The 22752-nt window shown below is 43.5% G+C and carries 10 protein-coding genes; 3 read left to right on the top strand and 7 right to left on the bottom strand.

What is annotated here, in order from left to right; all coding sequences use genetic code 11:
- The first annotated feature begins 401 nt into the window (after positions 1–401).
- Positions 402–3794: a maltose alpha-D-glucosyltransferase gene (treS, locus tag RMZ41_RS13785; RefSeq protein WP_322644613.1), complete on the top strand. Its 3393-nt coding sequence runs from the start codon at positions 402–404 to the stop codon at positions 3792–3794.
- A 320-nt stretch (positions 3795–4114) separates the two neighbouring features.
- Here the strand turns inward: treS and RMZ41_RS13780 are convergent, their stop codons facing one another.
- Entirely contained in the window at positions 4115–4720 is a 606-nt protein-coding gene (locus RMZ41_RS13780; RefSeq protein WP_322644614.1) for a TetR/AcrR family transcriptional regulator, read from the bottom strand.
- Between the two features lie 121 nt (positions 4721–4841).
- On the opposite strand from RMZ41_RS13780, the gene RMZ41_RS13775 reads away from it, so the two are divergent.
- Positions 4842–5285, top strand: coding sequence for a YdhR family protein (locus tag RMZ41_RS13775; protein WP_322644615.1), 444 nt, complete (start codon positions 4842–4844; stop codon positions 5283–5285).
- 49 nt (positions 5286–5334) lie between these two features.
- A complete protein-coding gene (locus RMZ41_RS13770; protein WP_322644616.1) occupies positions 5335–5784 on the top strand; it encodes an SRPBCC family protein in 450 nt (149 codons plus the stop codon).
- Positions 5785–5847: 63 nt separating this feature from the next.
- Here RMZ41_RS13770 and devC read toward each other — a convergent pair whose 3' ends face one another.
- From devC to RMZ41_RS13740, 6 genes are all read right to left on the bottom strand, one after another.
- The gene (gene devC / locus RMZ41_RS13765) at positions 5848–7020 is read right to left on the bottom strand and encodes an ABC transporter permease DevC (protein WP_322644624.1); all 1173 of its coding nucleotides are present in this window, start codon (positions 7018–7020) and stop codon (positions 5848–5850) included.
- Between the two features lie 292 nt (positions 7021–7312).
- The gene (locus RMZ41_RS13760; protein ID WP_322644617.1) at positions 7313–8629 is read right to left on the bottom strand and encodes an ABC exporter membrane fusion protein; all 1317 of its coding nucleotides are present in this window, start codon (positions 8627–8629) and stop codon (positions 7313–7315) included.
- 96 nt (positions 8630–8725) lie between these two features.
- Positions 8726–9400: an isoprenylcysteine carboxylmethyltransferase family protein gene (locus RMZ41_RS13755; protein ID WP_322644618.1), complete on the bottom strand. Its 675-nt coding sequence runs from the start codon at positions 9398–9400 to the stop codon at positions 8726–8728.
- A 246-nt stretch (positions 9401–9646) separates the two neighbouring features.
- A complete protein-coding gene (locus RMZ41_RS13750) occupies positions 9647–13840 on the bottom strand; it encodes an amino acid adenylation domain-containing protein (RefSeq protein WP_322644619.1) in 4194 nt (1397 codons plus the stop codon).
- On the bottom strand, positions 13837–19548 hold the full coding sequence (locus tag RMZ41_RS13745; protein WP_322644620.1) for a type I polyketide synthase: 5712 nt from the start codon (positions 19546–19548) through the stop codon (positions 13837–13839). Before RMZ41_RS13745 ends, RMZ41_RS13750 begins: the two co-directional genes overlap by 4 nt.
- A gap of 1 nt (position 19549) precedes the next feature.
- A partial coding sequence (locus tag RMZ41_RS13740; protein WP_409875292.1) for an SDR family NAD(P)-dependent oxidoreductase occupies positions 19550–22752 on the bottom strand: 3203 nt, incomplete at its 5' end.

Here is a 22752-nt window from a genome sequence, read left to right as displayed (position 1 = left end):
CTCTTGAGAGGATAATCTGGCAATACCTCAAACTATACAGTAATTCTCATACTGAGAATAATTACTTGCTATCTGCTCCCATCGAAAATAAGTTTGAGGAAAGCAGGAAATCTCCTTAATGCTGATTGTGCAACTTTTAGTTGCGACTCTTAGACCCTACAGAAGCTATTTCCAGTAGGCTTGGACTATGCCTGATCTGGCTGGGATATTTTATAAAGCAAAAAGTCCAGAACGCAGTTGATATGATTATTTGTCACTAGATATAGCTCGTTTGGTAGTTTCATGACTTAAGCAAGAAAATGTATACATGATTTGTGTAAGCTAAATAAGCTGATCGTCTTAGCGATTGTATCAAGGAAAAATATAGTTCTATTAGATATGCAATCGCATATCTCTTTAAAATGTCAAATTTTAACTTGAAAGATGACCCCTTATGGTTCAAAAATGCAATTATCTACGAACTAGGGGTTCGCACCTTTGCTGACAGTAATGGTGATGGTATTGGTGATTTTCAAGGACTGACAGAAAAACTAGACTACTTACAAGATTTAGGTATTACTGCCATCTGGTTGTTACCTTTTTTCCCTTCCCCACTCAGGGATGATGGTTACGATATTGCCGATTACACTAGTGTTAATCCTATCTATGGCACTTTAGAAGACTTTAAAGTGTTTTTGACAGCTGCTCATCAACGTGGTATTCGTGTAATTATTGAGTTAATTATTAACCATACCTCTGACCAACATCCTTGGTTTCAAAAAGCGCGTCGCGCACCAAAAGGCAGTCAGGAGCGAGATTTTTATGTTTGGAGTGATACTCCTGAGAAATACCAAGAAGCGCGAATTATCTTCCAAGATTTTGAAACCTCTAACTGGGCTTGGGATTCAGTTGCCCAAGCTTATTGTTGGCATCGTTTCTATTCCCATCAGCCTGATTTGAATTATGATAATCCCTTGGTGCGTCAGGCAGTATTTGATGTTCTAGATTTTTGGTTGGAGATGGGTGTAGATGGACTACGTATGGATGCTGTACCTTATCTCTACGAACGGGAAGGAACGAACTGCGAAAACTTACCCGAAACCCATGCGTTTTTGAAGGAGTTGCGATCGCACATCGACGCGAAATTTCCTAACCGGATGTTACTAGCTGAGGCAAACCAATGGCCTGAAGATGCAGCCGAGTATTACGGTGCGGGAGATGAGTGTCACATGAACTTTCATTTTCCCCTAATGCCGCGCTTGTTTATGGCAGTGCGGATGGAAGATAATTTCCCGATTGTAGATATTCTCCAGCAAACTCCATCGATTCCTGATAACTGTCAGTGGGCATTGTTCCTCCGCAACCATGACGAACTGACTCTAGAAATGGTGACAGATGAAGACCGCGATTTTATGTATGGGGCCTACGCACAAGACCCGATGATGCGGGTAAATTTAGGCATCCGTCGCCGATTAGCGCCGCTTTTGGGTAACGATCGCCGCCAAATTGAGTTACTCAATAGTTTACTATTATCTCTACCAGGAACCCCCGTACTTTACTACGGTGATGAAATTGGCATGGGAGATAATGTTTATCTAGGCGATCGCAATGGTGTTCGCACACCTATGCAGTGGAGTTCTGACCGCAACGCTGGTTTTAGTCGCGCCAACCCGCAACGCATGTATCTACCCGTCATCGTTGACTCAGAATATCATTACGAAGCACTCAACGTCGAGGCACAACGGACTAATAGCAATTCTCTTTGGTATTGGATGAAACGTTTACTCGCTACTCGCAAACGGTTTACGGCATTGGGTGAAGGGCGTTTTGAATTGCTACAGTCTAATAATCGTAAAGTTTTTGCCTTCAGCCGTATTACCTCTGAAGAATATGTCTTGGTAGTAGCAAATTTATCTCGTTACGTGCAAACGGTGACTTTAGATTTATCAGCCTTCAATGGGCTAGTACCAGTAGAAATTTTTGGTTCCACTGAGTTCCCGCCGATAACAGAATCGCCCTATTTCCTTAGCTTAAGTCCTTACGGGTTTTACTGGTTCACCTTACAAGGTAAACTTAGTTCAACTCAACCCCCTAAACCCCAAGCAGACTTGAGCTATCTGTCGGTAAATGGTTCATGGCAGAATGTGATTTGGCAACGAGAGTCACAAAGCATTCTAGAATCAACACTGCGGAATTACCTCTATACCTGTAGCTGGTTTGGCGGCAAAACTCAGATACAATCAGTACAAATCATTGAAGCGATTTCTTTACCCTATAACCAGCAGATAGCTCAAATTGTTTGGTTGCAGGTAGATTATATCCAGGGAAACCACGAAACTTACCTGTTGTTTCTCGCCTATGCAGAAGGTGAGCAAGCAACACATCTTTTAGCAGAAATGCCGCAAGCTGTGATTGCGCGCCTTGGGGTGCAAGGCAAAATAGATACTTCTTTGCCCGATACTCAAGAAGTTGGAATTTTATTTGATGCTTTAGCAGACAAAAACTTTCTCACCTCACTGCTAGATGCGATCGCTAATCATCACTCTTATAAAGGGATAACCGGAGAATTATTTGGCACTACTACTGATTCATTCTCCGAATTGCGCCGACAGTTAACCAATCATGAGCCGACTGTTCTGAATAAAGAAGAACAAACCAATACTTATATAATTTATGGCGATCGCTTGTTGTTAAAACTCTTCCGCAAAGTCGAGGAGGGTTTGCACCCAGATTTAGAAATCCGGCGTTTACTATACCAGAAAAAACGCTTGCAACAGTCAGTTTTCCTAGCTGGTGCTTTAGAGTACCGCCGTGGAAATAAAACAAGCAATAAAACTGCCCAAGCCACGACTATAGGCATATTACAAGAGTTTATTCCAGATATCCGCAGTGGTTGGGATTACACCCTTGATAGTTTGCAAAAGTACTTTGATTTAGTTACCACAGAACACGCCACTATTACCGAAGTGCCTCTGCCATCAGGTTACTTGTTTGATTTACAGAGAATTGAGATTCCAGAATTGGCAATTGCAACTATCACTTCTTACTTGCAAAGTGTTGAGCTATTGGGTAAATCCACAGCAGAATTCCATATAGCGCTGGCTACAAATATAGATAGCTCAGACTTGGCTCCAGAATCTTTTTCATCACTTTATCAACGTTCAATATATCAAAATGCACGTAACTTAACCGGACAAGTATTTCGGTTGTTAAAAGAACGATTAAAATCTTTGCCAACCGATACTCAACCATTAGCATTAGAAGTTCTGAATAGCCAAGAGAAAATCTTAGAATGCTTTCAGTTAGTTGTCGGGCAAAAAATTACTGCATTGCGTACTCGTCATCATGGAAACTACCATTTATCGCAAGTATTTTACACAGGAAAAGACTTTATTATTCCTGATTTTGAAGGCAAAGCAGATCGTAGTTTTAGCGAACGACGCATAAAGCGATCGCCTCTACAAGATGTAGCAGGAATGTTGCTATCTTTCAACTACGCAGTTAACGAAGCTCTGGGCTATCAAAAAAAATCTGGAATGATCCGGGCTGAAAATTTACCCCTTATAGAACAATGGGGACAGTTTTGGTATACCTGGGTTAGTACTAGCTTTTTGAATTCTTATTTAGAAACTGCTAGTCAAGAATCTTTCCTTCCCAAGACAACACAAGAACTAGATGTGCTGCTTTTTGCCTATCTTCTAGAACAAGCGATTGATGCACTAGGCTATGAATTAAATAATCGCTCTGATCGGGTAGAAATTCCACTCCAATTTATTATGCAATTATTAAGTAAAACTGCTAATCACAGTTTTTGAGATCGCAATCCTAAATCAGATTTAACCCATTCGTAAGACATTCAGTTCGGACTGGAATGGCACTAAGTTAAGCTGAAGGGTGGCGGCTCTAGGGGCAGGGGGGCAGGGGAGCAGAGGAGATTGAACTTGGCAATTGAACTCTCCCCTGCTGCCCTGCACAAGGTTTAATCGAGATGTGGTGAGAAATCCGGGTTATTATTTAGACCGCAGTTCTTGCTGGGGGCTATTAGCTGGGAGAAAGAGGCTTTTGCGCTTTTTGCACAGATGCGGGCATTATAACTAATTAGGCGGACATGATATGACACCCTCGGTTGGTTACTTCATGTGGCTAATCCATTCAGCAACAGCGTCACAAATGTGGATACTACCTCTTGTGCTGAATTTTTTTCTGGAAGTAGAATTTTTGATTCATAAGCAATAGAAATCGCTGCTACGCCATGTACCAATGCCCAAATTGTTTTGGTTATTTCATGGGGATTGCCCGCAATCAGCGTTCCGTCTTTCTGTCCTGCTTGGACAATTTTAAATAATTGATCTAGGGATGCCTGTGAAACCTCGATCAAACTAGGATATTTCTCTGGATTGTAGTAACAGAACATTACTTGTAAATGATTTGAATGCTGTAATGCGAAGTTAACGTATGCACTGCTAGCGGCAATTAACTGCTGCTTAGTATTTTTATTAACTTTGTCTACTGCTGTTTCTACTTGTGTTGACAGCAACCGAAAACCTTCTTCTGCGATCGCTGCTAAAACTGCCTCTTTATCTGCAAAGTGCATATACGGAGCGTTATGGCTGACTCCTGCTCTTTGAGAAATCTTCCGCAAACTCAAACTATGAGCGCCTTCTTCTGACAGAAGTTCTGTTGCAATTGCAATTAATTTGTTACGTAAATTACCGTGATGATATTTATCTGTTGGTTTCATAGCTCATATTGACAGTGACAATATTTAATGTCATATTGGCAATGTCAATATAGTACTTTTTCACGACAGTTTGTTCTTTGTGTCTAAAATGTTGCCAAATCTCGATTAAAAGGCAAAAAATATGCTAAAGAGATTGCTTCGCTTAATGTTTGTGGTTGGTACAGTTGGACTAGCAGGATCTTTTGCTGGTGCGACGAGTGTCACTTCGCAAAATTTATTGGCCCAAAATCAGACAACTCCATCAACTTCTAGTCGTATCCTTCAGATTAATTTCAAATACAACAATTCCACGTCTGACTTTAAAAAGCAGATGAAGGATGTTGCGCCTCGTATCGCCAAAGCTCCAGGACTACGCTGGAAAATTTGGTCAATTGATGAAGGTAACAAAGAAGCTAGTGGGTTTTATCTGTTTGAAGATGAAAAATCTCTGAACAACTATGTCGAAAATATTTTCAATGTTGGAATGAGAAATAACTCAGCAATTAGTAATATCGTAGTCAAAAAGTTCAATATTCTTGAAGATCCTACGATCGTTACACGAGGCCCTATCAGTCAGCTTAAATAATCTCAAAAACTTGCATGCTGCATTGTATCTAACCAAATGAGAGAGTAAGATGAAGTTTAGCAATACTGTCACAACGTTTGCCACACCTGAAAAAATTTGGGCGATTTGGACTGATGTAGATAATTGGTCAGCATGGGATACCGAACTATGTGATTCATATCTTGAGAGTCCTTTTAAGCTTGGTGCGATAGGTAAATTAACACCGAAAACGGGTACAACTTCTAAATTTACAATTTCGCAGTTTAGCCCAGGTAAGAGTTATACATTCACAATTCAGTTACCATTTTGCAAGTTAAATGTACATCGCTACTTGAATACCTATGTAGGTAGTACATCATTTACTCATGAAGTGTCATTTAAAGGAGCCTTGGCATTTTTATTTAGTTGGCTTCTCGGCAAAAAGTTTAAAAAAGTTTTACCGAGAGTTATGGAGAATATCAGAGAAATAGCTGAAGCTGAAAGTATTGGACAAGGTTACTTAGAAAAAACAGCAGACTAATCTATTTCACATTAATCACGATGCGTATAAATCCTGTAGAGATGTTGCATTGTAACATCTCTACTAAAAAATATCAGCCGGATCTGCTTGTTTGAGTTTTCTCACAGCTGTTGCACCCGAAACAAAACACATAATAACAGTTGCTATCAACACAAAACCAGCTCTATCTATTGTCATTACAATAGGTAGAAGTGTTGCTTTTTTAGCAAATTCATACTGAATAATAGAAATTAAAAAACCCGGTATGTAGCCTAAAATTGCAATTAATAATGCTTGCTGTAAAACTATAGATAAAAGGTATCTTTGTTGATAACCAATTGCTTTTAAAGTGGCATATTGGGGTAAATGTTCAGAAACATTGGTATAGAGAATTTGATATACGACTACAATACCTACAACAATTCCCAATCCTACCCCTAAGTTAAAAATAAATCCAATAGCTGTACTAGTTTGCCAGTAATTTTTTTCAAAAGCAATAAATTGTTCTTTTGATAATACTTTTACATCTTTAGGTAAAAAGGTTTTTAATTTTTCTGTAAACTCTTGGACATTATATCCTGGTTTTAATTTGATTAAACCAATATCAATTAATCCTTTATAACGAGAGCTAAAAATCCTTAAGAAGTTAAGATGACTGGTGACTAAATTTCCATCAGAACCAAAAGATGTACCTAGATTAAATAGCCCAACTACTTTAACCCGGCGATTTGAAGAACGATTTCCAATTTCTGTTTCTACATTACCTTTTTGCTCAAAATCTGCAACTACAGGCCCAAATTCAGCGCGAGAACTGCGATCAAATAAAACCACATTTGGAATTTTTAGTTTGTTGATATTTTCCTCAACTCCAGCAAAATCTACGACCTGATAACGAATATCAAAACCAATCACAAATATATTTCGCCAATAATCTTTAGTTTCAGGATTTTTCCATTGACCAAAGCCTAAATATATCGGTGCAACATAATTAACTTCTGGAAATGCTAAAGACTGAGATAAACGTCGTTCTGGAAAACTTTCCATAGCAATTAAAGCTGTAGAGCGAGGACTAATTAAAAAACAATCTCCTTGTAAACCTTGGTGCAAACGAACAGCACTGTCAAATAAAGCATCTCGAATGCCTAATTGGATGAAGACAATTACTACAGCAAAAATTACTCCTAATAAAGCAATAATTAATCTTGCTTTCTGATATCTAAGTTGCAACCAAGCTACTGGTATTTTTTTGCTACGCATCATGTTTATATTTAAAGTTTACAAGAACTTAAAAAAGAGATAAACGTAAGATTTATAATAAGAATTCAGGAGCGGAGCCGGAGACGCTTCGCCTCCGGTCAGAATGGGCTAAACCTTAGCTAATCGCTAACAGCATTAATTCTGTACGAGTGGTTGATAGCTTGCAGAGTGCGAGTTCACGAGCGTCTGAATATTGGTTAAAAGCGAGTGAAATAGTGAGCAAAAATTAAAATATTGTCGCCTTAAAACTTCATCCCTTCATGGGTGGAGTATTCTGACTCCTGACTCCTTTTTATGGTGATTCAGTATTAATCATGACATTGACTTCTAAATTAGTTAGGTTAGCAACTCTTCGGCTATCTTGTGGAGACAGACGAATTTTCACTTCGACAACTCTAGTATCTGCATCCGCAACAGGATCGGTTCCTAAAGCATTTAAAACGCCAACTTTTAAACCAACTTCATCTACATTGCCTTTAAGTTCTTCGATTAATCCACCACTGGTAACAGTTGCTTGTTGACCAAAACGAACTTTACTAATATCGGTTTCATAAACTTCTGCGATCGCGTACATTTGTTCTGTCTGACCTAACTCAATAATTCCATCGTTGTTAATCACTTCGCCAGCCCATGTGTGAATTTTTAAAACTTGTCCATTTTTAGGCGATCGCACATAAGCCAAATTTAAATCTGCTTGAGCTTTTTTCACAGCAGCCTGGGCATTTTCTACCTCTGATTCTGCTACACTGACATCTACAGGACGGACTTCTGCGGTAGCATTTAGAGTCGCTTTGGCTTCTTCAACTTCCTTTTTTAAGGTTGCTAATGTGCGATTGAAATTGGCTTGTGCTTCTTTGACTTGTTCCGTTCTAGTACTAATAATTTTCTGTAAATTAGATTCGGCTTCTGCAAGTTGTTCTTGAGCAGTATTGTTTTGTAAACAAGTGCTATCTCGTTGAGAAGCTGAAACTACTCCTTTTTGATACAAAGAATTATAGCGATCGCATTCAGTTTGAGCATATTGCAATTCAGCTTGAATCCTCTTAATTGTTGCGGCTTGAGAATTCTTTTCTCCTTGTAACTGAGCCGCTAAATTAGCAATAGTTGCCCTTTGAATTGTGAGTTGACCTTCTAATTCTGCTCTTGTTTGTTGATATTTTGCCGTTTGAGCGTTAATATCTCCTGTTTTCGCACCTGCTTTAGTTTGTTCTAGTTTAGCTTGAGCAACATTAACTTCAGTTTTTGCCTGTTCCAAAGCTGCTTGCAGGCGTTCTTGGTTATCTAGAATTGCCACTACTTGACCTATTTTTACCTTGTCTCCTTGTTTGACAAGTAGCTTTGCAACTCGTACACCTTCACCTTGTATAGAAGTAGGAGCAGATAGCTTAATTACTTCTCCTTTAGGCTCTAGATATCCTCTAGCAGCAACCGCACTGGGACTTGCTTGAATTTTATTATTAGCTGCAATAGCCTGTTGCGATCGCTTTTGATTTTCTAGTTGATTATTTAAAACTAAATAAAATGAAGTAGCACAAGTAGCTAAAGCCGCAACGCCTAAAATTACAACAAATCTCCAGTCTAGAGGTTTGGTAAAAAACTGATATTTCATAATTTAACTTAAATCTATAAAGTCTACTCTGACAAAGCTAATAACTTAGTCAAGGGATATATTTTTAAAAATATATCCCTACACCATTAGACTATATTAATACACCCAAGGCAATAAACGACGAGTGCGTTTTTTATATGCCTCGTATGCATTATCAAAAGCTTGCAGCAAGATTCTTTCTTCAACTCGGCAGCGAAAGTCATGAGCTAAAAAGTTAGCAATTACTTGCAGTAAAAATCCTAGTCTTGGAACAATTAGAAACGAACCAAAAAACAGAAGTTGAAAAGCGAAGTAAAGTGGATGTCTAACAAAACTATAAGGCCCTTTGGTCACAAGTTGATGACCGGGATCGATGTGAGGAAATAACCGCCAACTGCGAAAAACCCAAAAAGACCATACTTTTACAATTAATGCCAAACCAAGAATAGCAATTCCTAGAGCTTGAATCGGAAAAGTCGGTTGAAATACAAAAAATCCTAGCGCATCGGGATTTGCCCACCAAATTGCTAGCAAAATGTAAAAGATACCGTAGGTAGCACTAGTGAGAAATAGGGCTGGTGGGCCTTGAGGAGTGATAGATGACTCACTAGCAACTGGTTCTTTTGTGGAGGTGTCAACAAATGACTCTGGGTTATTGAGTTTGCGCCGTCTAATGATGGATGCATTGACAATTAATAGCCAATACAGTGAATGAACCAAGCAGAGAATGGCTTTGACATCTACTTGTGGTAGTTGTTCTGGGAAAGCCACTGCAAACTGAAATTGTGTCATTAGTTCCACAAGTTAACTCCTAAAGTAACGTGAGTTCTGTCAAATAACTTTCTAGTAGTCTGGCAACCCAAAAATGCTAAGTGAGGGCTGGGGAAAGGGGAAAGGGAAAAGGGTAAGGGATTTAAACCCTTTCCCCCGCCAAGTTCCCTTGGCGTACTACTAGTCTCTGCGTTCTCCGTGCCTCTGTGGTTAAAAAAAGAGTTTTTGAACCACAGAGACGCAGAGGGCACAGAGAAATTGATAGGGTTAGTTGTATTTTCCTGGCTGCCAGTTGTTCATAACTGCCAGACAAGCCCTCAATTGGGTTGCCAATGTTTGTACATCTGGTTCTCTGACCATCGTGTAGTGGTTGCCTGGAATCCAACGCACTTCCAGATTGGTGAGTAATTCGTGCCAATCTAAAGCTGGGTTGGTAGGATTTTCTGGTGGTTGGTTTTCTGCCCGCAGCAATGTTACTAGCCCCTCGTAGGGACGCGGTGTGTAGGATTCGATCGCTCGCATATTGCATTTGAACACCTCGAACAAGTAGTTGATTTGTTCAACTCCGGCATCTGGCGGAACTAAGTGCAGTAGTCTGGCTTGTTCTAGAATGTAGTTCAATTGTTGTGCGGTATCTAGCTGCTGCAACTGCTGCAATCTAGTAGCATCAACATCAAATCGACCTTCTAAGTCTTGGATAAACCAAGCTGCTAAGGTGGCTTCGTCCAAATCTTCGCTAGATAAGGGCGCGGGACAGTCGATAAGTACCAGCATATTGACTTCTTCACCTTGCTGGCGCAATTGCTGGGCAATTTCTAAGGCCGCAATTCCCCCAAAAGACCAGCCACCGATAGAGTATGGCCCTTGTGGTTGAACGGTGCGGATGGCTGCAATATAATAAGCTGCCATATCTTCGATAGTGGTAAATGGTGGTTGTTCTCCATTCATCCCCACAGCCTGAAGACCGTAGAACGGCTGATCTATACCCAAGCGACGGGAGAGATCCATATAGCAAAGCACATTACCACCAGCTGGATGAACGCAGAAGAAAGGCGGCTGAGAACCAGAAGGCTGGATACTGACTAAAGGCGACCAAGGCACAGAACTATCTGACGATTCCCGCAGAGTCCGCGCTAAATGCTCAACAGTCCCGCCTTGGAACAACGTAGACAACGGTAAATTCTGAGCAAAGAGTTTGTGAATTTGCGTCATCAAGCGCACAGCTTGAATAGAAGTTCCACCCAATTCAAAGAAATTATTAGTAATACCTACCTCCGGCAAGTTCAAGATTTCTTGCCAAATTTGTACGAGTTGTAACTCTAAGCTGTCTCTGGGTGCGACAATTGCCCCTAAATCTGCTTGATTTTGTTCTGGGTCAGGTAAAGCACGGCGATCGACTTTACCGTTGGATGACAAGGGCAAGCTGTCCATAAACATGAACATTGAGGGAATCATGTATTCTGGTAACTTCTGCTGGAGGTAGTTACGCAATTCTAATGAAGTAATTGATTGTTCCTGCTCAAAAACGATATAAGCTACCAATTGCTTCTCATCCCGTTGTTTGCCAACGGCTGAAACAGCAACAGAACGGATGGCTGGGTGTTGCTGCAAGACAGTTTCAATTTCGCCTATTTCTATCCGATAACCGCGAATTTTAACCTGAAAATCAATTCTTCCTAAAAACTCGATGTTACCATCCGGCAGATAGCGCCCCAAGTCCCCCGTGCGATAAAGACGCTCTCCCGTGCGGGGATGCTGAATAAAGCTGGCTTGGGTCTTGGCTGCATCTCGCCAATATCCCTGAGCTAAACCGATACCACCAATGTAAATTTGTCCTGGAACCCAATCAGGACGGGGTTGCAAGGCTTCATCAAGGATGTGGAAGCTTTGGTTACTCAGGGGTTTACCGTAGGGGATGCTAGTCCAGCTAGGGTCAATTGTTTCAATAGGATAGAAAATTGACCAGATGGAAGCTTCTGTGGCTCCTCCCAAACTGATTACTTGGACATCGTTACCCAAGGAGTGAATTTGCTCCGGTAGAGTTACCGGAATCCAATCGCCACTCATCATCACCAACCGGAGGGAAGATGGTAAGCGATCGCAGCGATCGCCTGCATATTCGACTAACAATTTCATTAACGCTGGTGCAGAGTTCCAGATTGTCACCTGCTCCCGTTGGAGAACATCCAGCCAATGCGCCGGGTCGCGGCCGCCTTGAGCATCGGGCATGATAATTGTACCACCAGCTGCGAGCGTTCCGAAGATGTCATATACTGACAAGTCAAAGCTCAAGGAGGAAATGGCAAATACCCGATCCTCTGCTGTCACGCCAAACCGTTGATTGATATCGAGGATGGTGTTAGCTGCACCGAGATGGTCGATGGTGACACCTTTGGGTGTGCCAGTTGAGCCAGAGGTGTAGATGACGTAGGCTAAATCTTTTGGGGTTTGTATTGATGTTAAAGGTTGACTGGTAGAGGTTTGTACCAGGGTTGAGTCATCAATTGTTAGCCATTTGACTTGAGTGGCGAAGCTGAGATTTGCTTCTAGCCGAGGTTGGGTAAAAGCGATCGCTACTTCAGCATTATCGAGCAGCCAGTTAAGACGTTCTTGGGGTAGGCTGGGGTCGATTGGTAGGTAAGCTGCACCTGATTTGAGAATTCCCAAAACAGCGACTAACTGCTCCCAACCTTTTTCCATCACCACGGCTACCAACTGATTGGGACGAGCGCCTAAGTCTCGCAGTTGTCTACCGATGTAGTTAGATAGGCGATCGAGTTCAGTGTAAGTTAAAGTCAATTGAGAAGTTGCGATCGCTAATTTTTGTGGCTGTTGAGTCGCCTGTTCAACAAACAACTCATGCAACAACCGGGTGGGAATGGTGGTGTTAGTAGCATTGACGGCTGCTCGTTGTTGTAGTTGTGCTTCAGGTATCAACCATTCTGTGGTAGTTTGCCAAGTATTATCTGACTCAGCCAAACGATGCAGCAGCAGTTGGTAAGCATCAAACATTTGGGCCATTAAATCAGGGGGAAAAGCTTCTTCTACAGCATCCCAATTCAGGAGCAAAGCGCCGTTTTCTTCAACAATTTGGTGGTCGAGGAGGACGAAAGGCGTTTGCAACAAGCCATTACAAATTACCTGCCAATCCTGCTCGCCCGCAGCATTAGTTTGAGTATCGCGGTTTCCTAAACCCAAAGCACTGGCAAAGGTACAAGGCATGGCGGCTCTAGCAGTTCCCCCTTGCATCCGATTGAGTTCGCCCAATACTTCCACACCAGTCACCGCAGTATGTTCCAAATCACTCCACAACTGCTCTTGTAAGCGTTTGGCTTGGGCGGCGAAGCTTTCGCTTTGGGTGTGGTCAACTGTCAGCAGTAGGGTAGAACTACAGTTACCTAAAACCTGATACACCTGTGGATGCAGTGGTTCGCGGTTAAAGTAGAGGATATTAACTGTGAGTTTTTGGTTTTTGCTCCAAGTGGTGAGGATCGTGGCATAAGCAGCACAAATCGCCGCCGCCGGTGTTAATCCCAGCTGACTGACTCGTGTTTTGAATTGCTGCCAAACTGCTGGTGCTAATTGCCCTTGCCAACGGGTAAAAGTGGGTTTCTCAATAGCACTCGGATTTTTGGCTAGGGGCAATTCCGGGGCTGGGGGAATTTCAGCTAACCTTGGCCACCAGTAATCACGGGCTTTTTGGTAGGCTGCTGTTTGACGGCGTTGATTCAGCGTCAGGATGTAATCTCGGAAAGAGAGATTCAGGGCTGATAACTGTACTTGGGGGTTGAGGTAAAACTGATACAAATCTTGGAAGACAAATCCACCACTTAAAGCGTCACAGATTAATAAACTGATGCTGATGTGGAGTTGCGATCGCTCCTCATCCAATAATTGTACGCGCACCTCAAATAAAGGATATTTATCGAGTGATGGGCCATTATCCTTCATTTGCTGGCGCATCGCTGCTATTTGCTCCTTTGCCTCTTTTTGACCGCGTAAGTCGATGACTTCCACAGCAAAGGGAGGCACAGTTTCGAGAATCTGCTGTTGGGCATCAGGTAAAATTACCGCCCGCAGCATCTCATGACGCTCAATTAAACGTTGCCAAGCCAAATTCAATCGCTCGATGTCGAGATTAGTGACGGCAAATTCTACGTAGAAATGAGCAGACACGTTACCCAAATCGAAAAAATTGCTACCACCCAAAGCATAAGCTTGTTGTAAGTCAGTGAGCGGGAATGGCTGATAACGTTCCTCTGGCGCGTGAACTAGGGTAAATTCTGCCGTTGAAATGGGCGTTTGCAAAATTGCCAGCAATTCTAACTTGTGAGCAGTCAAGCGATCGCGCAGTTCTTCCGTTAACACACCTTTGGGGGCACGAAAACGCAATTTGTCGCCTTCAGCCCACAAATACACTCCATTTTGCGTCAAATCATCCAGAAGTTGACTCGCGCTCATAGTTCGCCGTCCTCCCATTCTTGATTACTGGTGGCTAATTCAATAGGTTTAGCAGAATTGCTCCTCAGATGAGGAGGAGATACAAGGACAGATGATACTGACGACATTTCTTGTGTAATTTGAGTGAGTACTTGTGCAGATAACTGGGCAATACTAGGGCCTTGAATGAAGCGAATCATCGGTAAATCAACGCCCAAGTCGTTTTTAAGTTTGTTCTTTAACTCCACCGCCACTAATGAATCTAATCCTTGGCTGTTGAGGGGCTGATGGCGATCGAGTTTCGAGGCTGGCATTCGCAGCACCCTAGCTACTTGTTCGTGGAAGTAGGTTTCCAAAAGTAGTTGACGCTCATCTGATGGAGTTGCTAAAAGTTCTTGACGGGAAAGAAAATTTGTGCTTTCGTCAGTTTCGATTTCTCCAGAGTTACTAAAGAACTCCGTCAGCAATTGAAACAAAGGTATCTTGATAACGGCTGGATTAGCACGCAAGACTTTTGCCCAATTGATGGGAATCACACCTAATTGTGCAGTTTTATCCGTTAGCAGGTGTCCTAAAATCTCTAAGCCTTGCTGTGGAAGAATGCTACCAAACCCCAGAGATGCCATGCGATCACCCCGATTTGTCTGGGCTGCTGCTAAACCTACTTCTGCCCACGCACCCCAGTTGATACTGAGTGCAGGCAGATTTTGGCTTTGGCGATAATGAGCTAACCCATCTAAAAAGGCATTGGCCGCCGCATAGTTTCCTTGTCCGGCGGAACCCAGGAGTGAAGCAGCTGAAGAAAACAGCACAAAGAAATCTAGGGATTTATTGAGGGTGTGTGTGTGGAGATTCCATGCCCCTTCTATCTTGGGTTGCATGACTTTGTGCAACCGTTCCGGTGTTAATTGTAAGAGAATGCCATCATCCAAAACAGCAGCGCTGTGAATTACACCCCGTAATGGTGGCGTATCTTGGTCTAATTGAGCGATCGCTCTAGCTACTTCCTCAGACTGACTGATATCCGCCTGAAGCACCTTAATTTTTGCTCCAGCAGTTTCCAGAGTTTGTAAAACTTCTAAGGCTGCGGGTGTCGGCTGACTTCTCGCCATCAGTGCCAAATATCTAGCTCCCCTCTCCACCATCCAAGTAGCTACTTGTAAACCTAGACCCCGCAAACCTCCAACAATGAGGTAGGTTGCTTGGTGGTGGAAGTTTGGTAGTTCGGAATAACTGGGTAAATATCGCTTCAGTCTAGCAACGTAGGACACATCCCCACGCAGAGCGATTTGATTTTCTACATCGTCTGCTTGTAGTAGCTGTAAAAGTGATGCAATTTCTGATGGTTTAGGCACTGATGCTAAATCCACCATTGAGCAACGCCAGTCTGGATGTTCTTGAGCAATCACGCGTCCCAATCCCCACAGAGGCGATTGGGCAATACTGGTAGTCTGGCAACCCAAAAATGCTGGGTGAGGGCTGGGGAAAGGGGAAAGGGAAAAGGGTAAGGGATTTAAACCCTTTCCCCCTTCCCCCTTACCCTTTTCCCCGCCAAACTTGCTTGGCGAACTACTAGGACTCGAATCTATAGGTTGTACGCCACGGGTAACTAGCCAGAGACGGGGTGTATTTTGCCAACCTGTTTCTGCCAATGCTTGGACTAAATGGAGAGTGCTGATACATCCCAAATTGCGATCGCTAAGTGGCCGACTTTCTATACTTTCACCAGCGAGTGAAGCTAGGGTAGTCAATTCTGCTGGAGTGATATCTAAACTCCACAGATGCACTACTCCCAAGCATTCACTAGAAACAGTTTGTAGAAGTTGCTTGAAGTCATCTAAACAATTTGGCTGAATTTGATAATGCTGTGAATCCTGTTTTTGATAAGTTTCACCTGCAAAAGCCAAGATGCAATTTTCGCCTTGCTGCTGCAATTGTTGGCTGAGATTTTCTCCAATTCCCTGTCTGTCTGCCAATATCAGCCAATAGCCTTGGTTTTCGCTGCGTCTTGGCGCTGTGTCCTTGGGTTCTAAAAGCCGTTCCCAGCCAATCTCATAGAACCAATCGCTAGAATTATTTTCACTTTGACTATCAAGTTTCTGAATACGCAAACATTCAGCATCTAATATTCTTTGCCCTTGGTCGTTGAACAGGACTAACTCGGCAGCAAAGGCATCTGTTTCTACTACAGGTTTTAACTGCAAGTGTGCCCATAAACCTGCGGCATCCGGTTGCTGATAAATTCGGAGTTTGTCTAGACGTACTGGCAAATAAGCTCCTTCTGCCTCAGCATCAGGGTTAGCTAAGGGAGTGGCCAAAGCTATGACTTGGAAACAGGCATCCAAAAGAACGGGATGAATTTGGTAGTTGGCGATTTCTGCGTGTAAAGATGCTGGTAAATGGATGCGTCCGAGGGCTTCCCCTTCGCGTCGCCAGATTTGCTCTACGCCTTGAAAGCTGGCTCCATAAAGTAAACCTTGTTCCGCCATTTGTTGATAGTGCTGTGTGCCAGAGATAATTTCCTGACAACGGGCTTGAATTTCTGCCACCATTGCGGGAATGCTGGGTGTAATTTCCCCGTCGCCTCGGCGCACTGTACCACTGGCATGATGCCGCCATTTCGCTTGTGTGTTTATACTAGGACGGCTGTAACAATCAAAGTTGAGAGTGTCTGGTGTGTTTCCTGGTTGCAAGCAAATTTGTACAGTCTGAGTTTCTGCTTCGGGAATGAATAAACCTTGTTGAAAGTGCAAAACTTCTAGGGTATGTTTACCTGCCCCAAATATCTCAGCCGCAGCAGCTAATACCATTTCTACATAAGCTGACCCCGGTAACACCATCACACCTTGTACCCGATGGTCGTTGAGGTAAGGAAGCGATCGCAAATCCAATTGTGTTTGCCAAATCCGCATTTCTGGCAGGTGTGCCAGACTTGGCAAGGCTTCCCCTAATAAGGGCTGTTGTAATGTTTTTCTTGGTGGTAAAGAATTGCTACCTTCTAACCAATAGCGTTGATGTTGCCAGGGATAAGTCGGTAGTAAAACGCACCTTCTATTTTCTGGATAGAAAGCCTGCCATCGTGGTTGATAGCCCAAGGTGTAGAGGCGACCTAGTTCGCTGAGTAAAAAATAACGCTCTTGTCGCTCTCTGTGCATAGAGGCAAGGACAATTCCGGCTTTGCCTGTGTGCTGCAAACATTCTTGAATATTCTGGGATAAGACGGGGTGAGGGCTGACCTCAACAAAACAGGTGTATCCTTCATATACCAAGTTTTCAATTGCTTGACTGAATTGCACAGGCGATCGCATATTCCGCCCCCAATAAGCAGCATCAAAAAGAGGCTGGGGGGCTGGGGGGCAGAGGGGCGGAGGGGAATCTTCTGGTTGACAGCTAACGGTGGAGAAAATCTGCAAATATGGCGATTTTGGCTGAATATCTTGGATAATTTTCTCTAATTCTCGACTGTAGGCATCCATCTGCGGACAGTGAAAGGCATAATTCACCCGCAGTAATCGGCAGAATATTTCCTGGGCTTGTAGTTGTTGACACAAAGTTTCTAGGGCAGTGGCATCACCAGCAACGACGGTAGAAGTGGGGCTGTTGATAGCGGCGATCGCTAAACCAGGAAATTCCTCTAGCCAGGGTTTGAGTTCTTGCCAAGGCATCCCAATCGCTGCCATTTTGCCTTTGCCTGTAGCCTGCTGCATCAAGGAAGCTCGTTGCACAACAATCCGCAAAGCTGTTTCTAAAGTAAAGACACCTGCTACATAAGCAGCAGTGATTTCACCGAGACTATGACCCACAACCGCCGCAGGTTCAATGCCCCAAGAACGCCATAAGGCAGTTAGGGCAACTTGGATCGCTAAAATTGCAGGTTGGGCAACCTCAGTATCTTGGAGGCGAGAAATATTCTCTGGTGCTGCTAGTTCTTGGAGTAGCGACCAATTAGTAAGGGATTTTAAGATGCGATCGCACTCTTGCATAGTCTCTCGAAACACAGGCTCCTGTGCCAAAAGTTGCCGTCCCATTCCTACCCACTGCGCGCCCTGTCCAGAAAACACGAAAACAAGGCCAGATAAATCATCTGGATTAGATACTAAATTGGGGTCTTGTATAAAAGCGTCAAGTGCTGCTGTCAATTGCTCGATAGACTGCCCTACCAAAGCGATGCGATGCTTGTGATGAGGACGGCGCACACTAGTAGTATAAGCAATATCCAGCAAGTTAGTTTTACCTGGAAGAAAAGCTCGGTAAGCTTGCGCCATATCCAAGAGTGCGGCGGGATTTTTAGCAGATAGAGGTAAAAGATAATCTTTTACTGATGCTAAAGCTGGCTCTGTGGGCAAAAGCGGTGCTTCTTCGAGTATCACATGAGCATTTGTACCGCTAAAGCCAAAGGAACTTACCCCAGCAATGCGTCGTTCTGTACCACTATTCCAGGGGGTAAGTTCTGTGGGAATCGAAATTGGTAAATTCCCCCAAGAAATGTAAGGATTCAATTTTTGGAAGTGGAGGTGGGGCGGAATCTGCTGATGCTGCATTGCCAGGACAACTTTGATTAAACCTGCCACACCAGCTGCTGATTCTAAATGTCCAATATTGGTTTTAACTGAACCCAAAGCTAGGGGATGATCTGGCGATCGCCCTTCACCCAAAACAGCCGCCAGCGAACTCACCTCAATCGGATCTCCCAAAGGCGTACCTGTACCGTGAGCTTCTACATAACTGACTTGATGCGGCTTCACCCCAGCGTTGGCTAAAGCTTCGCGTAATACTGCCTGTTGAGCCGGGCCATTGGGTGCAGTCAAACCATTGCTGCGTCCATCTTGATTAACGGCAGAACCGCGAATCACTGCTAAGATTGGGTTGCCATCTGCGATCGCATCTGATAAACGTTTGAGAGCGATCGTACCGCATCCCTCACCACGGGCGAAGCCGTCAGCATCAGCATCAAAGGTTTTACAACGTCCCGTAGGCGATAAAGCGCGGGTGCGACACAGGGTAATGTTGTTGTCGGGAATCAACATCAGACTCACCCCACCCGCCAAAGCCAAATTACATTCACCGGAGCGCAAACTTTGACAAGCTAGATGTACCGCCACCAAGGAAGAAGAACAAGCTGTATCTAAAGTTACACTAGGCCCTTGCAAACCCAGCAGGTAAGAAACCCGTCCTGATACCACACTCATACTGTTGCCAGTACTACTGTAGGCATCGATGACAGTGCCCTGTAACCGCGAGTAATCGGCGTACATCACACCGACAAATACCCCTGTACGACTACCTGCTAGTTGGTCTGGTCGTTCTCCTGACTGCTCTAGGGCTTCCCAACATACCTCTAAAAACAAGCGCTGCTGCGGGTCAATAAATGCGGCTTCTCTGGGAGAAATACTGAAAAAATCAGCATCAAATTTATCAACGTCATCAACGAAAGCACCGTGACGAGTGTACATTTTGCCAACAGCATCAGCATCGGCATTGTAGTATGTTTCCAAATCCCAGCGATCGCCAGGAATTTCTTGCATTGCATCCACACCATCGCGCAAGCACTGCCAAAAAGTCTGAGGATTATTAACACCGCCAGGAAAACGGCATCCCATCCCAACGATCGCAATTGGTTCTGTCTTTTTCGATTCCAGGCGGTTCAGCTTGCCTTGCATTGTTTCCAGTGCCAGTAAAGCTCTTTTTAAAGGGGATAATTCCTCAACTCGCTCGTTGCTTTTGCTCATCTCAGTTACCATCTATCAGTTCTAGTTTTTTCAGGAGTAGCAATTCTGTTTCTGCTTCCGACATCCTGGTTAAATCCTCTAGGGAGATTAATGGTTCACTCTCCTCTAGTGATGGTGCAGGTGATGAGTCCTCTAATTTGGATAACGACAGCACATCTTGGATTAAATGATTCACTAAAGTTTGCAGACTCGGATAATCAAATAACAATGTGGCTGGTAAGGAACAAGCCAAACTATTTTCGAGAACGTTTCGTAACTCCAGCGCCATGAGCGAGTCGAGACCCATTTCAATTAAGGGTTTGTCGGCATCGAGGTTTTGCCCAGAGTTGAGTCGCAACACTTTTGCCGCCAGTTTGCGGATGTGGGTTAACAGCAAAGATTGTCGTTTGTCATCAGAAACTTGTTGCAATTTTTCCAGAATTGTGCCTTGGGTGGTTTGTGATTTTTCTTCGGGTTGGGTATACTCAGCAAAATCTTGCAGCAGTGGCGGTACTTCACCTGGACGATACTGTTTGAGGAAGGTTTGCCAATTGACAGGAATCACACCTACTTGTGGCATATCGGCTCGACTCAGCAACGATTCTAATATCTGTAATCCCTGTTCAATTCCAATCCGTTCCACTCCTACAGACTGACTGTGGTCTAAGTTTGCTGCCATCCCTACTTCTGCCCAAGCTCCCCAGTTGATACTGAGTGCAGGTAGTCCTTGAGAATGGCGGTAGTGGGCGAAGGCATCTAAAAAGGCATTTGCAGCTGCATAGTTCCCCTGTGCGGCTGCACCCAACAAAGAGGCCGCTGAGGAAAACATTACAAAGAAATCCAGCGATATATCCTGAGTTAAATGGTGTAAATTCCAGGCTCCTTGAATTTTGGGAGCCATTACTTGAGTCAAACTTTCCCAGGTTTGCTGTAAGATAATGCGATCGCTTAACACTCCAGCTGCATGGATAATGCCGCGTAGTCTAGACTTGCAAGGTTCCAGCAGTTGTTTAACTTGGTTGAAATCGGTAATATCTACCTGTATTACCTGCACTTGAACCCCTGCCTGTTCCATCTGGTGAATAGCATCCAACGCAGTTGCAGAAGGCGAACGACGACCAACTAAAACTAAGTTTTGTACTCCCTGCTGACACATCCAATGAGCAACTTCTAGCCCCAGTGCGCCTAATCCCCCAGTAATTAGGTAAGTAGCATCAGCAGAAAATATTACAGGTTGTGTTGATACTTGAGGTTTTGCCCGAACTAAACGAGCCACATAACGTTCATCATTGCGAAAAGCCAGATGATCTTCTGACTCTGGTTGTAAGATATCCCCTAGTACTAATGCTGTCTGTTCTGGAGAATTATTAGTATCAATATCTATCAAGCCGCCCCAAATTGCTGGATACTCAATGGCAATTACTCGCCCAAGTCCCCACAGAGGCGCTTGAGTCAGACTGTTCATTGTCAATTTATCACCAACAGGTTGACTGCCTTGGGTGAACAGCCACAATCGTGCTTGGCAGTTTGATAATTTGGATAAGGCTTGCAACAGGTAGATAGTACTACCGCAACTAGTTAGGTAGTTTGTTTGTTGAGTTTCCAGCAGACTCCAGAGATGAATAATACCGTGCAATGGTGCATTATCTGACCCCACATCTTGCAAGAGTTGATGGAAATGTTGCGGTTGACTGGGGTCGATTTGAAACTGACTTTCACCAATTTGTTGATAAATTTCACCAACAGAAACAAGGATGCAAACTTTGCCTTGATATTCTAATTTTTGTGCCAATGCTTTACCAATACCATTAGCATCGGTGAAAATTAGCCAACGACCGGGAATAGTAAGTAATTGTTCTGATAATCTAGATTTTGGTTGCCACTGAATTTGATACAGCCATTCCTGAGTCGGTGCTTGGTTGGTTCTGAGCAAAGCTTGACGCGGTGCTTGCTTTAAGCAAAGTCCCTCAATGTAGGCTACTAGTTCTCCCGCTTCATTCAGCAGCCAGATATCTCCTGTGAACATTCCTGCTGTTGAATTTGTTTGAGAATTTAGCTTTCCGTAACACCACAAACGGCTGTTAAAATCTGGCGACTGGCAAAAATAAAAGTGATTTATGCTAAAGGGTACGTAAACTTGGTTATCTCGTTGTTCTTGGGGTAAAGCAAAGCCTAAGAACTGAAAACAGGAATCGATTAATCCCGGATACAAGAGGTAGGTGTTAATTTCATCTGCAAATTCTTGGGGAAATTGCATTTGGCACAATGCTTCACCATCACACCGCCACATAGATTCTACCCATTGAAAACGCTGACCGAGTTGCAGTCCTTGTTCTCTAACTTGGGCATAGAAATCTGAACCAGCCAGTATTTGGGAACAGCGTGTCTGTAACTCAGTCCAAGATAAAGGTTTTTCAATATCTCCTGCATCTTGGCTGAGTCGTCCTGTAGCGTGTACCAACCAGTTATCTATTTGTTTATTAAAACTAAAGAGTTCAAATTTATATTTACCTGCGGCTTCAGGTTGCAAAATAAGTTGTACATTGATAATCTGGCGATCGCCAACCGTCAGCGCTTCCCTAAATGTAATATTACTCAGCGAAATTGCCCCTGTTCCCAGAATTTCTTGACCTGCAAGCAACAACATAGAAATATGCGAAGCTCCCGGTACTACCACCGTGTCATAAATTCGATGGTCATCGAGGAAAGGTAAACTAGCTGTGTTCAAATGAGTTTCAAAAACAATATCCTTAAGAGATGGCGATCGCAATTGATAACCCAATAAAGGATGCAGCAAGTTTTCGCTGATTTCTCTAACTATTGGCTTGCTGGTAGTAGTAGGCAACCAATAGCGTTGACGCTGCCAAGGATAATTGGGCAAAATTACCTTATTATGCAGATAATCAGCCTCAAATCCCTGCCAATCAATCTCCACCCCAGCTACATACAACTGCGCCACCGAATCTAATAACTGCTGCCAATCTTCTTTATTTCTTCGTAGGGAAGCCAGCCATAACCCTTGTTCGTCCAATACTTCTGGACATTCGCGCCGTGCCATCCCCAACAACGTTGGATGCGGCCCAACCTCCACAAACACCTCATATCCTGCTTCATACAATGCCTGCATACTGGCAGCAAATTGCACACTCGCTCGGATATGTTCTACCCAGTAAGCCGCATTAGACATTTCCTGTTGTCTGACAATCTTGCCTGTGACATTGGAGA

Origin of the sequence: Nostoc sp. DedVER02 (assembly GCF_034530675.2) — a bacterium.
In the GTDB taxonomy this organism is placed as follows: domain Bacteria; phylum Cyanobacteriota; class Cyanobacteriia; order Cyanobacteriales; family Nostocaceae; genus Nostoc.
The sequence above is the reverse complement of the archived record's forward strand: the minus strand, read 5'-3'. Positions and strand labels throughout refer to the sequence as shown.

What these genes read in the sequence shown, in the direction of transcription:
- RMZ41_RS13745 (WP_322644620.1), bottom strand. Translation starts at nt 19,548, where the DNA reads ATGAGCAAAAGCAACGAGCGAGTTGAGGAATTATCCCCTTTAAAAAGA.
- RMZ41_RS13755 (WP_322644618.1), bottom strand. Translation starts at nt 9,400, where the DNA reads ATGACACAATTTCAGTTTGCAGTGGCTTTCCCAGAACAACTACCACAA.
- treS (WP_322644613.1), top strand. Translation starts at nt 402, where the DNA reads ATGTCAAATTTTAACTTGAAAGATGACCCCTTATGGTTCAAAAATGCA.
- RMZ41_RS13780 (WP_322644614.1), bottom strand. Translation starts at nt 4,720, where the DNA reads ATGAAACCAACAGATAAATATCATCACGGTAATTTACGTAACAAATTA.
- RMZ41_RS13760 (WP_322644617.1), bottom strand. Translation starts at nt 8,629, where the DNA reads ATGAAATATCAGTTTTTTACCAAACCTCTAGACTGGAGATTTGTTGTA.
- devC (WP_322644624.1), bottom strand. Translation starts at nt 7,020, where the DNA reads ATGCGTAGCAAAAAAATACCAGTAGCTTGGTTGCAACTTAGATATCAG.
- RMZ41_RS13775 (WP_322644615.1), top strand. Translation starts at nt 4,842, where the DNA reads ATGCTAAAGAGATTGCTTCGCTTAATGTTTGTGGTTGGTACAGTTGGA.
- RMZ41_RS13770 (WP_322644616.1), top strand. Translation starts at nt 5,335, where the DNA reads ATGAAGTTTAGCAATACTGTCACAACGTTTGCCACACCTGAAAAAATT.
- RMZ41_RS13750 (WP_322644619.1), bottom strand. Translation starts at nt 13,840, where the DNA reads ATGAGCGCGAGTCAACTTCTGGATGATTTGACGCAAAATGGAGTGTAT.